Origin of the sequence: Winogradskyella sediminis, from assembly GCF_003387355.1 — a bacterium.
In the GTDB taxonomy this organism is placed as follows: domain Bacteria; phylum Bacteroidota; class Bacteroidia; order Flavobacteriales; family Flavobacteriaceae; genus Winogradskyella; species Winogradskyella sediminis.
On sequence record NZ_QUNH01000004.1, the window covers coordinates 1 to 14,786 of the forward strand.

Consider the following 14,786-nt stretch of genomic DNA (forward strand, 5'->3'; position numbering starts at 1 on the left):
TTTGTTATATTAATACTTTGATAGAGAAAAAATAGCTATGAATGTAAATAAGGAATTAGAATTAGCATGGAAGTTTGTAAATAATACAAATAGGAATATCTTTCTAACCGGTAAAGCAGGAACTGGAAAAACGACATTTTTACATAAATTAAAATTTGAAAGTAACAAACGAATGGTTGTTGTTGCACCTACAGGTGTCGCGGCTATTAATGCCAAAGGGGTTACTATGCATTCTTTCTTTCAACTACCCTTTGGACCTATTTTGCCTCATGATGACTTAGGGAAATCTTCAAATTTTACAAGAAGATTTAGTAAAACTAAAATCAATATCATTAAATCATTAGACCTGCTAGTCATTGATGAAATCAGTATGGTTAGAGCTGACTTACTTGATGGTATCGATAAAACCCTAAGACGTTATAAGAATAGAAATAAAGTATTTGGAGGTGTTCAACTATTAATGATTGGTGATTTACAGCAATTATCTCCAGTTATTAAGGATTCCGAATGGAGGTTGTTACAGGCTTATTATAAGAATGTATTCTTTTTTAGTAGTATTGCTTACCAAGCGGCTAAAGTTATTACTATTGAACTTAAGTATATCTATAGACAAGAGAACCCTCTGTTCATTAATATTCTTAATGAAATTAGAAATAATACGCTTAGTATTGATTCTGCTACTGAATTAAATAAGCGTTTTATTCCAGATTTTGAAGCAAATGAATCAGATGGATATATATCGTTAACGACACATAACCATAAAGCGTTACAAACAAATCAGCTAAAGTTAGATAAATTAGATGGTCCAGAAAGAATATATAGAGCTAAAGTACAAGGGAATTTTCCAGAACATTCGTATCCTAATAAGGAAGAATTAATGCTTAAAGTTGGTGCGCAAGTAATGTTCATTAAAAATGACAGTTCACCTGAGAAACGTTATTTCAATGGAAAAATAGGAAAAGTTATTTTTTTAGATAAAGATGAAGTGGTCGTTAAATGTCCCGATGATGATTTTAACATTAATACCCAAGTCGAGACATGGGAAAATATTAAATATACAGTAGATAAAGATACTAAAGCGATATCGGAAGATAAAATAGGTAGTTATTCTCAAATTCCGTTGCGTTTGGCATGGGCTATTACTATTCATAAAAGTCAGGGACTTACTTTTAATAAAGCTATTATTGATGCGCAAGGTGCTTTTGCGCATGGTCAAACCTATGTGGCGTTGAGTCGTTGCAAATCTTTAGAAGGCCTAGTATTAAAAAGTAAAATTGAATCCGATCAAATTATTAGCGATTCTAATGTAATTGCATTTAATCAAAATGCGGAAACAAATCAACCTAATGAAGCCATTTTAACTGAATCTAAACGAAGTTTCCAGCTAGATTTAATATCAGAAATTTTTAACTTTTATAAGTTTTTGTATCCTGTTAACCGCATTTTAGATATATATTATAAAAATAGAGGTAGTGTTGAAGGGCACGTTGAAACTCCATTAGTTATAATAAAAGATTGTGTTACTCATCTTCTAAAAATTAGTAATGGATTTAAATCACAACTTAACACCTTATTAGATCCTACTGATTTACCTGAATCGAGTTCAATTATTCAAGACCGTTTTAAAAAAGCATTACATTATTTTAAAGAAGAAGTAAAGACTAAGATCGGAAGTCCATTAAAAGACTTTAAATATACAACGGATAATAAAGCGGTTCAAAAAGATATTGATAAGCAATTAGACACTATAGAAGAATTACTAGAAACAAAACTATCCTACTTTGAAGGTTTAAGAAATGGATTTAAAACCGTTGATTTTTTAGCATTAAGAGCCAAATCAGTTTTCTTAGCTAAAGAGAAGCCAAAGAAAACCCGTAAATCGGTGGTAGATGGCACTGCAAATTTAGAATTGTTTGAATTATTAAGGGAGCTTAGAAATGACATTGCAGTGAGAGAAGATTTAATTCATTATCAAATTTTTACTCAAAAATCACTTTATGCCATGTGTGAAACTTTACCTGTAAGTCAAAAGGAATTAAAAGAAATTCATGGCATGGGTAAAACTCGAGTTGATAAATATGGTGATGAAATCTTAAAGGTTATTAAAACTTACTGCGATGAAAATGATATTGAGTTTAAAAGTGAAGAAATAGCTTTTAAAACTGCTAAACCAAAAAAGAAGAAAGCTGATACCAAAAAAATATCTTTAGATTTGTTTCAATCTGGAAAATCCATTGAACAAATTGCTTTAGAACGAGAGCTTACGACAAATACTATTTTTAGACATTTAACAGATTTCATAGCAACAGGTGAAATTAAGGTCACGGACATTATTTCTAAAAAACATTATGAAGAGTTAAAAAAAATAATTCCTACTAAAACATTTGATAGTCTTTCAGATTTAAAGCATCAAATAGATGATAAATATTCTTATAACGAGATTGGGTTAGTGTTACAAGAATTAAATGCAACGATGTAATTATTATTTTACGCTTTATTGTTTAGCTTTAAATTGTAGTTATTATAATTATTTTATAAAGTTTTTACGAATAAGTCTACTGAGCTTTTTTTTACCATAAAATTTATCTCGGTACTTATTATGGAAAATAGGATAATCTCAAAAAATAAAAAACCCATCAAATTTTTTGATGGGTTTTTTAATTAAAAAGTAAATGAGTTTGTCTTATGTCTATGACTTTATAAGACCTCTAGAAATTACAATTTTCTGAATTTCAGATGTACCTTCATAGATCTGTGTAATTTTTGCATCACGCATTAAGCGTTCCACATGATATTCTTTAACAAAACCATTTCCACCATGGATTTGTACAGCTTCTACAGTTTGCTCCATAGCAACTTTACTTGCGTATAATTTTGCCATAGCGCTACTCATGTCATAATTATTGCCTTGGTCCTTGTCCCATGCGGCTTTCATAACAAGCATTCTTGCTGCTTCTATTTCAGTATACATATCTGCTAATTTAAAAGCAATGGCTTGATGATTACAAATTTCCGTGCCAAAAGCTTTACGTTCCTTAGAATATTTTAAAGCCAATTCATAAGCTCCCGATGCGATACCTAAGGCTTGAGCTGCAATACCAATACGTCCACCAGAAAGTGTTTTCATTGCAAATCTAAATCCAAAACCGTCTTCACCAATTCTATTTTCTTTAGGAACTTTGACATCATTAAATTGTAAGGTGTGAGTATCACTTCCCCTGATCCCTAATTTATCTTCTTTGGGACCAATATCAAAACCTGGCATCCCTTTTTCTAATATAAATGCATTAATGCCATGAGAGCCTTTATGCTTATCGGTTTGCGCAATCACTAAATACACTTCAGCACGTCCTCCGTTAGTAATCCAGTTTTTTGTACCATTTAAAATGTAATGATCACCTTTATCTATGGCAGTTGTTTTTTGGGATGTTGCATCACTACCAGCTTCTGGTTCACTTAAGCAGAAAGCACCAATGCATTCTCCAGTTGCTAATTTTGTTAAATACTTTTCTTTTTGTGCCTCATTTCCGTAAGCTTCTAATCCGTAGCATACTAAAGAGTTATTCACAGAAACCATAACAGAAGCAGAGGCATCTACTTTAGATAATTCTTCCATGATGAGTATATAAGAAATAGCATCCATTCCGCTACCACCATATTTAGGATCTACCATAATACCTAAAAATCCTAATTCACCCATTTTGCGTACTAGGCTATCAGGAAAAGTTTGTGCATTATCACGTTCTATGACACCAGGAAGTAATTCTGTTTGTGCAAAATCGCGAGCAGCATCACGAATCATTAGATGTTCCTCTGTTAAGTTAAAGTCCATATATTATAAAATATTATTGATTTCTTAAAAATTTAAAGCAAAGATAATTTTTTATTACGGTATTTTCAATAAGGAATATTATTTTTACTCATATGACAAAATCTACTTATAATATTATCGGAGTAATGTCCGGAACTTCTTTAGATGGTATCGATATTATTTATGCTAGTTTCGATGTGGGACGTACTTGGGGTTTTAAAATTTATCAAGCCGAAACGGTGTCCTATTCTAACTCATGGAAATTCTTGTTATCTGCACTTGTTAATTATTCAAGGTCTCAATTACAGGCAATTGACCTCGAGTATTCTCAGTATTTAGGAACTGTGATTTCATCCTTTATTAAACGGCATAATATTGATAACATCGATTTTATTTGTTCTCATGGACATACCGCTCTGCATCAGTCAGATCTCGGATTGACTTATCAAATTGGAAATAAGCAAATTTTGGCAGATACTTTACAACAAAAAGTAATTTGCGATTTTAGAATTCAAGATGTGCGACTCGGAGGACAAGGAGCTCCTTTAGTGCCAATTGGAGATCAGCTGCTCTTTAAAGACTATAATTATTGCTTAAACTTAGGCGGCTTTGCTAATATTTCCTATGAAGTTAATAAGGAACGTATTGCTTTTGATGTTTGTCCTGTAAATATTGTATTAAATTATTACGTAGGCAACCTTAATTTAGAATATGATGATAAAGGACAATTGGCAGCCACAGGAAAAGTTAATAAAAATTTATTATCTGAGCTTAATGCGCTTGCGTATTTCAAGGAGGAAGCACCAAAATCTTTAGGCTTAGAATGGGTAGATGTTAATGTATTTCCTTTAATAGATGAATACAACCTTCAAGTTAAAGATGTATTAAGAACATATATTGAGCATATTGCAATGCAGGTTTCAGAGGTTTTAGTTACACCTAATGCAAAACTTTTAATAACAGGTGGAGGAGTGTATAATAGTTTTTTAATGGAAAGAATAAAGCATTTTTCTGAAGTTGAAGTTATTATTCCTAATAACGAAATTGTAGAATTTAAGGAGGCTTTAATTTTTGGGTTACTTGGTGTGCTAAAAGATAGGAATGAAGTCAATTGTTTAAAAAGCGTAACTGGTGCTAAAAAAAATCATTCATCTGGAAAAATTTTAATGCCGAAAAAATAAATTAAATTAAGCTTTCACATAGATTGTTTTTTATATTTGTTACTACATAATAAATGCACAAAAATTGATAAAAGATTTACTTCAGAAATACGAAAATAAGGAACCTGAAATCGTATTTCATTGGAACGACGCAGAGACCGAAGCAGAAGGATGGACTGTAATTAACTCATTACGAGGTGGAGCAGCGGGTGGAGGAACCAGAATGCGCAAAGGATTAGATAAAAATGAAGTCTTGTCACTGGCTAAAACTATGGAGGTTAAATTCACCGTTTCTGGTCCTGCTATTGGAGGAGCTAAATCTGGAATTAACTTTGACCCACTAGACCCTAGAAAAGAAGGTGTACTACAACGTTGGTATGCAGCCGTTTCACCATTACTTAAAAGCTATTACGGTACTGGAGGTGATTTAAATGTAGATGAGATTCACGAAGTAATACCAATTACTGAGCAAAGTGGTGTTTGGCATCCCCAAGAAGGTGTTTTTGAAGGTCATTTTAAACCTACACAAGCCGACAAGATTAATAGAATTGGTCAGTTAAGACATGGAGTGATTAAGGTTATTGAAAACCCAAACTATTCTCCAAGTGTAAGCGAAAAATATACTGTAGCCGATATGATAACGGGCTATGGTGTTGCTACAGCTGCTCATCATTTTTATGATATTAATGGAGATTCCATAAAAGGGAAACGTGTCATTGTTCAAGGTTTTGGAAACGTTGGTGCGGCCGCAGCATTTTATTTTGCTCAAATGGGAGCTAAAGTTGTAGGTATAATTGATAGAGATGGAGGATTAATAAACCCTTCTGGTTTTTCTTTTGATGACATTACAGATTTATATCTTGCCAAAGTAGGTAACACCCTTATTGCAGATAACCTTATTCCTTTTAGTGAGATCAACGAACAAATATGGTCTTTACAAGCAGAGGTATTTGCTCCATGTGCAGCATCTAGATTAGTTACACAAAATCAAATAGACCAAATGATAAATACAGGTTTAGAAGTAATAACCTGTGGAGCTAACGTTCCTTTTGCCGATAAAGAAATATTTTTTGGTTCTATAATGGAATATACTGATCAAAAAATAAGTTTAATACCAGATTTTATCTCTAACTGTGGTATGGCAAGAGTCTTTGCCTACTTTATGGAACGCAAAGTACAAATGACTGATGAAGCTATTTTTAAGGACACCTCTAATGTCATTAGAAAAGCATTACAAGACGTGCACAAAATTAATCCAACAAAAACAGGTATAAGTGAAACTGCTTTTGAGATTGCACTTAGACAACTCATATAATTAACTACAATTATAATTAACACTATGGAAACAGTAATAATACTTGTATTCGTCCTTGGTTATTTGGCCATAACCCTAGAACACAATATTAAAATAGATAAATTAATTCCAGCTCTAGTAATGATGGCTATTAGTTGGGCATTAATTTCTCTTGGTATCGATGATTTTACACAATGGTTTGATTCTGCCAAACATCATCTAATGGAAAATTTTGGGTTGCTTCCGCATGAAGACAAAATGCATTTAATGGAAGAAACCTTACTACATCATTTAGGTAAAACTGCAGAAATATTGGTATTCTTACTTGGAGCAATGACCATCGTAGAAATTATTGATTATTTTGATGGATTTTCAACAATAAAAGGTTTTATTAAAACCAAAAGTAAAAAGAAAATTCTTTGGATTTTTGGCTTCTTAGCATTCTTCCTTTCTGCTATTATTGATAACCTTACTGCAACAATAGTATTAATATCTATTTTACAAAAACTGATAAATAATAGAGATGTACGTATTTGGTATGCCGGTTTAATTATTATAGCCGCCAATGCCGGTGGAGCGTGGTCTCCAATAGGTGATGTTACTACTACAATGCTTTGGATTGGGAAAAAGGTAACCAGTGGGCATTTATTTGTGTATCTGTTTTTACCCTCATTAATTTGTATGTTGGTACCAACATTTATAGCTTCTTTATTACCTGCTTTCAAGGGAAAAATAGAGTCAGAGGAGAATCTCGATGAAAAACCCAAAAGTAAATACAGTGCTATAATGTTGTATATGGGACTTGGAGGTATTGTTTCTGTTCCAATTTTTAAGACCGTAACACATTTGCCTCCTTATGTAGGCATGATGTTAGCACTTGGTGTAGTAGCAATATTTGCAGAAATATATAGTAATACTAAATTTAGCATGTCTAGTCACGATTCAGTAGAGAGTGATGCACACGCACATCACAGTCCTGTTCATTATTCACTCTCTAAAATAGAATTGCCAAGTATTCTATTCTTTTTAGGAATTTTAATGGCAGTTGCTGCTCTTGAATCTTTAGGTATTTTATTTGGCTTTGCAGGCACACTTCAAGATACTATGCCAATGATGGGTACTGAATTGCACCATGCAGGAGTATCAGATTTGGTAGTGTTATTATTAGGAGTAGGTTCTGCGGTTATTGATAATGTTCCACTTGTTGCAGCAAGTTTGGGGATGTTTACAGAGCCAATCGATAATGAGTTGTGGCATTTTATAGCCTATTCTGCTGGTACAGGTGGAAGTATGTTAATAATCGGATCTGCGGCAGGTGTTGTGGCTATGGGAATGGAAAAAATAGATTTCTTTTGGTACTTAAAGAAAATATCTTGGTTAGCCTTAATAGGATTTCTGGCCGGAGCTGTGGTCTTTATGTTTACCAGAACTATATTTTAATAGATATACTTTTGTTACAATATAGACGTTATACAATTAATGAAAATAATTTCAATTTTTAGAATATGATAGCATTGAGTACTATTCAAGATGAAGTAGATGTTTTAACTGATGGTGAATCAGTAGAAAAAACTTTATCCATAATAGAATTAATAACAAGCGGAGGAACATCAGGAATGGTGATTATTATTATTTTATTCCTATTGTTAATCGTAGCGACGTTCATATATTTTGAACGTATTTTTGCTATTAAAGCGGCATCTAAAGTTGATTCAAATTTTATGAATCAAATTAAAGATCATGTTAGTCATGGTAAATTCGATTCTGCTCAGATGTTATGCGCTCAGCAAAACTCACCGGTCTCAAGATTAATTGCAAAAGGAATCACACGCATTGGTAAGCCCTTAGAAGATATCAATTCTGCAATAGAAAATGCAGGAAAATTAGAAGTCTATAGTTTAGAGAAAAATGTGAGTGTTTTGGCTACTATTTCGGGTGTAGCACCTATGATTGGTTTCTTGGGAACTGTAGTTGGTATGATCATTTCAATTTTTGAACTGGCAAATGCAGGTGGAACCATTCAAATGGATGTGTTAGCAAGCGGATTATATACAGCAATGACCACAACTGTAGGTGGATTAATTGTGGGTATTATTGCTTATGTGGCTTATAATCACATTGTCGTTAAAACCAATAAGGTCGTTTACCAAATGGAAGCAAATTCTGTTGAGTTTTTAGATCACCTAAACGAACCAATCTAATATGAACATTAGAGGACGAAATAAAGTAACTCCAGAATTCAATATGGCGTCTATGACGGATATTGTATTCTTGTTATTAATCTTTTTTATGATTGCATCGACGCTGGTGACAACGAATGCTATTGATATTCTTTTGCCCAAAGCAAGTGGTAAAACCGAGAATAAAAAATCAATAGCAGTAAGTATTAAGAAAGATTTGACGTATTACATTGACCAGAATCGTGTTGGAGAAAGTGTTTTAGAATCAGAATTAGTTTCTATCATGGCATCCCAAGAATCTCCAACAATTGTATTACGAGCAGAAAAATCTGTTCCCGTAGAGAATGTGGTAAAAGTAATGGATATTGCAAATCGAAATAAATTCAAAGTTATTTTAGCTGTACAACCAGAATAGTCGACATTATTTTTGAAAACAATGTTATCTTTCTATGAATTTAAAACTTAATAAGTTTATATAAAACACATGAAATATTTAGAGACCAAACACGAACGTAATTCTGCAAAAATCACAGCGCTCATAGCTCTGATTCTGCTATTGCTATTGTTTGTGGTTGGACCTCAATATATGGATCCACCTGAAGAGTATGGTGTAGCAGTAAATTTTGGAACAACCGATTTTGGAAGCGGTAACAAACCACTAAGCGAACCAAAAAAGGCTGTTGAAGATAAGGTTGTTGAAGAAGAGGTGGTAGAAGAAGTGATAGAGGAAGTTTTGCCAGAAGAAACCGAAGTGGCACCTGCAGAAGAAGCTACTAAAGCTGAAGATGTAATGACCCAAGAAAATACTGAAGCTATTGCAATTAAAAAACAAAAAGAAGCTGAGGCTAAACTAAAGGCAGCTGAAGCTAAAGCTAAAGCGGAAGCAAAAGCAGCAGCTGAAAAACTAGAACGTGAAAAACGTGAAGCTGAGGAAAAGAAACGAAAAGAAGAAGCCGAGAAAAAAAAGCAGTTAGATGCCTTAATCGGTGGAGTAAAAAATGCTGACGGTGATACTGATGGCGGTGAAGGACCAGATGACAAAGGTGGTAATAAAGGACAGCTAGATGGTGATCCTTATGCTACGAGTTATTTTGGTGGTGCAGGACCAGGAAAAGGTGGAGTTGGTTATGGGTTGGGAGGAAGAGGAAGACCTTCTAAACAAATATATAAGCAAGAGTGTAATGAATATGGCCTTGTAGTCGTTAGAATTGAAGTTAATCAGCAAGGAAAAGTCATAAAAGCAGAACCTGGTATTAAAGGCACTACAAATAAGCATCCTTGTTTATTAGAACCTGCTAAAAAAATAGCCATGTCTCATAAATGGCCAGCAGATCCAGATGCCCCAGAAAGACAAGTTGGCTTCGTTAGTATTAACTTTGATGTAGGTCAATAGAATGAATTATCAAGATACGGTGAACTGGATGTTTCAGCAACTTCCAATGTATCAAAATAAAGGTAACTCTGCTTTTAAAAAAGACCTAACCAATACACTTAGTTTAGCGAAACATTTAAATCATCCTGAAGAGTGTTTTAAATCAATTCATGTCGCAGGTACCAATGGAAAAGGATCTACCAGTCATATGTTAGCTTCAGTTTTGCAAGAAGCTGGTTATAAGGTTGGATTGTATACGTCTCCACATTTAAAAGATTTTAGAGAGCGAATTCGTATTAATGGCCAGGTGATAACTAAACCATCCGTAATTGGTTTTATTAAAAGAAATAAAGCGTTTTTAGAAGCAAATAACCTATCGTTCTTTGAAATGACTGTGGGAATGGCTTTCGATTATTTTGCAAAGCAGAAAGTAGATATAGCAATTATTGAAGTTGGATTAGGTGGTCGTTTAGATTCTACAAATATTATAACTCCACAATTGTCTGTAATTACAAATATTGGTTTAGATCACGTACAGATTTTAGGAAACACATTAAAAGATATTGCGGCTGAAAAAGCAGGTATCATTAAAAAACATGTACCTGTGGTGATCGGTGAAACTCAGACTGAGACTGCAGATGTTTTTAAAGTTAAGGCAAAAACGATGCTTTCAGAAATATATTTTGCAGACCAACTTATTAATACCATTTTAGAGACTGATTTAAAAGGAGCTTACCAAAAACATAATCTAAAGACGGTTATACAGTCGGTAAAGGTGTTAAATAATTTAGGTTTTAGTATTTCAGAACAACATTTAGAAATAGGACTATTAAACGTTGTTGATAATACGGGTTTACAAGGACGTTGGCAGATTTTAGATAAGACACCAATAATTATTTGTGATACTGCGCATAATAAAGAAGGCTTAACTTCTGTGATGACTCAATTAGAAGAGGAAACATTTTACCACCTTCATATGGTATTTGGTGTGGTTAGTGATAAGGATTTACAGTCTATAATACCTCTTTTACCAAAGCACGCTACCTATTATTTTTGCCAACCAAATGTACAAAGAGGCCTAGATGCAGAAATTTTGAAAAAAACGTTTCAAAATTATGGCCTAATAGGGTCCGTTTATAAAAGTGTTCCATTGGCTTTAAGTGCTGCAAAATCAGTTGCTAAGGTAAATGATTTAATTTATGTAGGCGGAAGTACTTTTGTGGTTGCAGAAATTATTTGATTTTTATTGATAAAATATTTTGAGATATTAAAAACTATAGTAACTTTGCAGTCCTAATTAAATAGGGCGACTAGCTCAGTTGGTTCAGAGCACTTGGTTTACACCCAAGGGGTCAGGGGTTCGAATCCCTTGTCGCCCACATAGTTCACAGAAATGTGAGCTATTTTTATATGTTACTTCATTTATTAGGGCGCGTAGCTCAGTTGGTTCAGAGCACTTGGTTTACACCCAAGGGGTCAGGGGTTCGAATCCCTTCGCGCCCACTTTCACAAAGAATCCCGATTTACAAGGTAAATCGGGATTTTTTGTTTTTACGATATGATTTAACTAAATTATAATGTCTAAGATGCGCTCTAAAGCCATACCTCGAGACCCTTTAATGAGTATTGTGGCATTCTTTAATTTAAGAGCTTTCAATATTGGTTTTATATCTTCAAAAGTTTGAAATTTATGAGTCGAAGCCTTGGTCTCTGTTGTATAGAAGTGTTTACCTATCAGATAAATATTCCCATCAAATTGCGACTCGATAAAGTGAACAATTTCTTGATGTTCTTTTTCGGTTTCAGTGCCCAATTCAAACATATCACCTAGAAACATATAAGTTTGCTCTGCTTGTAATTGTTTTAAATTTTTAAGAGCAGCAAACATGCTCGTTGGGTTGGCATTGTAGGCATCGAGAATTATTTTTGTAGAACCTTTTTCAATGATTTCAGACCGATTATTATCTGGTTGATAATTTTCTATAGCGTGTTTGATATCAGTTGTACTTACTTTAAAATGCTTCCCAATGGTCACTGCAACGGCTATATTTCCGTAGTTGTAATGGCCAATAAGTTGACTTTCAATTTTAATATTATCGAATAATAAAGTCACATTAGGATTAGCACTTTTAAAAGACACGACGTAGTCATTTTCTAAATCATTACCAAATGTTATAATTTTAAAGTAATCCTCAATTTGTTGTACTTGAGTGTTATCATCCTTATTTATGAATGCTGTTTTGTGATTTAGTTTTATAAAATCATACAATTCTGATTTTGCTTTGATAACACCCTCAACGCTACCGAATCCTTCTAAATGTGCTTTTCCAAAATTAGTGATGAGGCCAAAGTCAGGTTGTGCAATACTGCATAAAAATTCGATTTCCTTTTGGTGATTCGCGCCCATTTCTACGATGCCAAAATCCATGTTTTGTGTAAAACTAAGTAGAGTTAAGGGTACACCTATGTGATTGTTTAAGTTGCCTACAGTTGCTTTTACATTGTAAGTTGTACTTAGAACGGTATTAATAAGTTCTTTTGTGGTTGTTTTACCATTACTACCTGTTAACGCAATAATAGGAATGTTAATGACTGTTCTGTGATATTTTGCCAGTTGTTGAAGCGCTGTAAGCACGTCCTCGACATAGAGGCAATGATCATTAATCACTGCGTCTATACAATCTACTACACAATATTTAGCACCTGCCTTAAAAGCGTTTAAAACAAAAGTGTTGCCATCAAAATTATCTCCTTTAAGAGCAAAATACATACTATCTTCTTGTAGTCGTCTAGTGTCTGTAGAAAAGCTTGAACACGTTTTAAAATTCTGATAAAGATCCTCTATTTTCATGTATGGGAGTTTAGTGTTTAAAAGCGGTTAGGTTTTATAGTTACGAGATGTTGTTAGTATGTGTTGACGTATGGTTAGCACGCTTCCAATATCGGTTTAAAAATAAAAAAAGTCCTGATATATTTATCAGGACTTTTAAAACTTATTAAGTTACGCTTTTTTAATTACGTCTCTTTCCTCCGCTTTCACTTTTAGATCCTACTCTCGAAACAGCACATCTAAAGCCAATATAATCGGTTGCCATATCTTGTGGGAAGTAGCGACGTTGTGCTGGGTCAATCCAGTACGCTCTATCTCTCCAAGAACCACCTTTATAAACTCTAACTTCATCGTTAATTAGTGATGTTCTGCTGTTAGATTGGTCGTATTCTCTTATTAATTTTCCATCGGTAGAATCCATTTCTACTCTATGCTTTGGAGAATTGTACATTTTACTTGTTGTATTATCTCTTTCAGATTCGTCAAAACTTTCTCTGTAATAACGTGAAGAACGCTTATCTCCATCTCTAAAGTTTCTGTTATCACTTTGGCTAAAGTTAGTTCTTAAGTATGTTTCTTCTTCATCGATAGGAACTCTAGCAATTTCACCTGGTAAATCTCTGGCAATAATTTTACCATTAGATAGTGTATCGTACACAATTTCGTCAACAGTTACGATTTTTACTGTACCGTCTTCGTTGATTGCATTTTTAGAGTATACGTTACCTCTATAGTAGTTAAAGTCATTAAATTCATCATCTACGATAGGTCTGTAAACATCAGCTACCCATTCCGCAACGTTTCCTGCCATATCATATAAACCGTAATCATTTGGCTCATATGTTCTAACCTCTGCAGTAATATCAGCACCATCATCAGACCAACCTGCGATTCCACCGTAATCACCTTTACCTTGTTTAAAGTTAGCTAACTGATCTCCACGGTTTACGCGCTTACCAGATCTTGTATATTGACCGTCCCATGGATATTTTTTACGTCCTCTGTAGACGTTGTATTGACGTAACTCACTCATACCTAAAGCGGCATATTCCCATTCAGCTTCGGTAGGAAGTCTGTATTTTACTGGGATTAATCCAGATTCTCTATCTGCATAAACATTAATAGGGTTTCCGTCTGCATCTACTTGTTGTCTACGTTGTCCACCTTCTAATACTTCAGAATTACCACCATAAGTTTGTGATGGTGCATTAATATAAGTGTCGGTGCTAAATGTACTTTCCGCGCTTACGTCTGTGTACTGTGCGTCTCTTTTAATATAACCAGCTTCTTGTAAAGATAATTCTGCAACACGGTCAGTTCTCCAATTTGCATATTCTACAGCTTGAATCCAACTAACACCAACTACAGGATAATCTGCATAACCAGGATGACGTAAATAGTTTTCTGTCATCATTTCGTTATATCCTAAACGGTTTCTCCAAACTAATGTGTCTGGAAGTGCTCCTTTATAAATTAATGCATAATTAGGATCATCTGGTGGGTAAACATTTTTTAAGTAATCTAAATAGAACAAATAGTTAACGTTGGTAACTTCTGTTTCATCCATATAGAATGACTGTATATGCTGTTGTGTTGGAGTATTATTCCAATCGTGCATAGGGTCATCTTGTACTTTTCCCATTGTAAAGGTTCCGCCTTCAACGAAAGCCGTTCCTGGAGGAGTTTCTTGCTCTTTAAATTGTGTGTTGTACTGAAAACCACCTTTTTTATCGTTGATTTTCCAGCCTGTGGCACTATCTACATTGCCAGAATTAGAAGAACGGTTGCAACTTACAATTGAAGCGCAAAGCGTTACTGCTATTAAAAATTTTAGGTTTGAGACATGTTTCATATCCATACGTTTAAGTAAGCTCGTTTAATTTTAGAGTCGCAATATAACAATTAAAGGTAAACTGACAACTTTTTTTAACGTCTAAATGTAAAAAAGTATGCATTTCATCCTTTTTTTTGTACATAACAACGGATATTTTTCAATTTACCGATGTATTTTGCCCTTTAATAACGAGCTTAGAAATGATTTATTGTTGTATTTTTGAAATAAAAATTGTGTAGTCATAATAACGGTCTTTAATCAACGTTATTCTTTAGGGAAATACAACGGGTAATTTGATGATGCAA

Annotated in this window: 11 protein-coding genes and 2 tRNA genes; 10 read left to right on the forward strand and 3 right to left on the reverse strand. The window is 33.7% G+C overall.

From position 1 onward, the window contains the following. Positions 1-37 precede the first annotated feature (37 nt). Positions 38-2,479, forward strand: a complete 2,442-nt coding sequence (locus tag C8N41_RS14655; protein ID WP_115839837.1) for a helix-turn-helix domain-containing protein — start codon at positions 38-40, stop codon at positions 2,477-2,479. Between the two features lie 210 nt (positions 2,480-2,689). Here the strand turns inward: C8N41_RS14655 and C8N41_RS14660 are convergent, their stop codons facing one another. Next, entirely contained in the window at positions 2,690-3,832 is a 1,143-nt protein-coding gene (locus tag C8N41_RS14660; protein WP_092446714.1) for an acyl-CoA dehydrogenase, read from the reverse strand. Positions 3,833-3,924: 92 nt separating this feature from the next. On the opposite strand from C8N41_RS14660, the gene C8N41_RS14665 reads away from it, so the two are divergent. The 9 genes from C8N41_RS14665 (at position 3,925) to C8N41_RS14705 (ending at position 11,320) form a co-directional block, all read left to right on the forward strand. Next, the gene (locus C8N41_RS14665; protein WP_115839838.1) at positions 3,925-4,992 is read left to right on the forward strand and encodes an anhydro-N-acetylmuramic acid kinase; all 1,068 of its coding nucleotides are present in this window, start codon (positions 3,925-3,927) and stop codon (positions 4,990-4,992) included. Between the two features lie 67 nt (positions 4,993-5,059). Then, positions 5,060-6,286, forward strand: coding sequence for a Glu/Leu/Phe/Val dehydrogenase dimerization domain-containing protein (locus C8N41_RS14670; protein ID WP_092447803.1), 1,227 nt, complete (start codon positions 5,060-5,062; stop codon positions 6,284-6,286). A 24-nt stretch (positions 6,287-6,310) separates the two neighbouring features. Next, on the forward strand, positions 6,311-7,705 hold the full coding sequence (gene nhaD / locus C8N41_RS14675) for a sodium:proton antiporter NhaD (RefSeq protein ID WP_115839839.1): 1,395 nt from the start codon (positions 6,311-6,313) through the stop codon (positions 7,703-7,705). 65 nt (positions 7,706-7,770) lie between these two features. Beyond that, the gene (locus C8N41_RS14680) at positions 7,771-8,466 is read left to right on the forward strand and encodes a MotA/TolQ/ExbB proton channel family protein (protein WP_092446717.1); all 696 of its coding nucleotides are present in this window, start codon (positions 7,771-7,773) and stop codon (positions 8,464-8,466) included. Position 8,467: 1 nt separating this feature from the next. Then, positions 8,468-8,860, forward strand: coding sequence for an ExbD/TolR family protein (locus C8N41_RS14685; RefSeq protein WP_092446718.1), 393 nt, complete (start codon positions 8,468-8,470; stop codon positions 8,858-8,860). Between the two features lie 69 nt (positions 8,861-8,929). Next, on the forward strand, positions 8,930-9,838 hold the full coding sequence (locus C8N41_RS14690) for an energy transducer TonB (protein WP_115839840.1): 909 nt from the start codon (positions 8,930-8,932) through the stop codon (positions 9,836-9,838). 1 nt (position 9,839) lies between these two features. Next, the gene (locus tag C8N41_RS14695) at positions 9,840-11,057 is read left to right on the forward strand and encodes a bifunctional folylpolyglutamate synthase/dihydrofolate synthase (protein WP_115839841.1); all 1,218 of its coding nucleotides are present in this window, start codon (positions 9,840-9,842) and stop codon (positions 11,055-11,057) included. 64 nt (positions 11,058-11,121) lie between these two features. Then, positions 11,122-11,196, forward strand: a tRNA-Val gene (locus C8N41_RS14700). A gap of 49 nt (positions 11,197-11,245) precedes the next feature. Continuing rightward, a tRNA-Val gene (locus C8N41_RS14705) sits at positions 11,246-11,320 on the forward strand. A 64-nt stretch (positions 11,321-11,384) separates the two neighbouring features. Here C8N41_RS14705 and C8N41_RS14710 read toward each other — a convergent pair. Beyond that, positions 11,385-12,668, reverse strand: coding sequence for a UDP-N-acetylmuramoyl-tripeptide--D-alanyl-D-alanine ligase (locus C8N41_RS14710; RefSeq protein WP_115839842.1), 1,284 nt, complete (start codon positions 12,666-12,668; stop codon positions 11,385-11,387). A gap of 160 nt (positions 12,669-12,828) precedes the next feature. After that, positions 12,829-14,505 (reverse strand): gliding motility lipoprotein GldJ, encoded by a 1,677-nt coding sequence (gldJ, locus tag C8N41_RS14715; protein ID WP_092446722.1) that lies wholly within the window; start codon positions 14,503-14,505, stop codon positions 12,829-12,831. Positions 14,506-14,786: the final 281 nt, after the last annotated feature.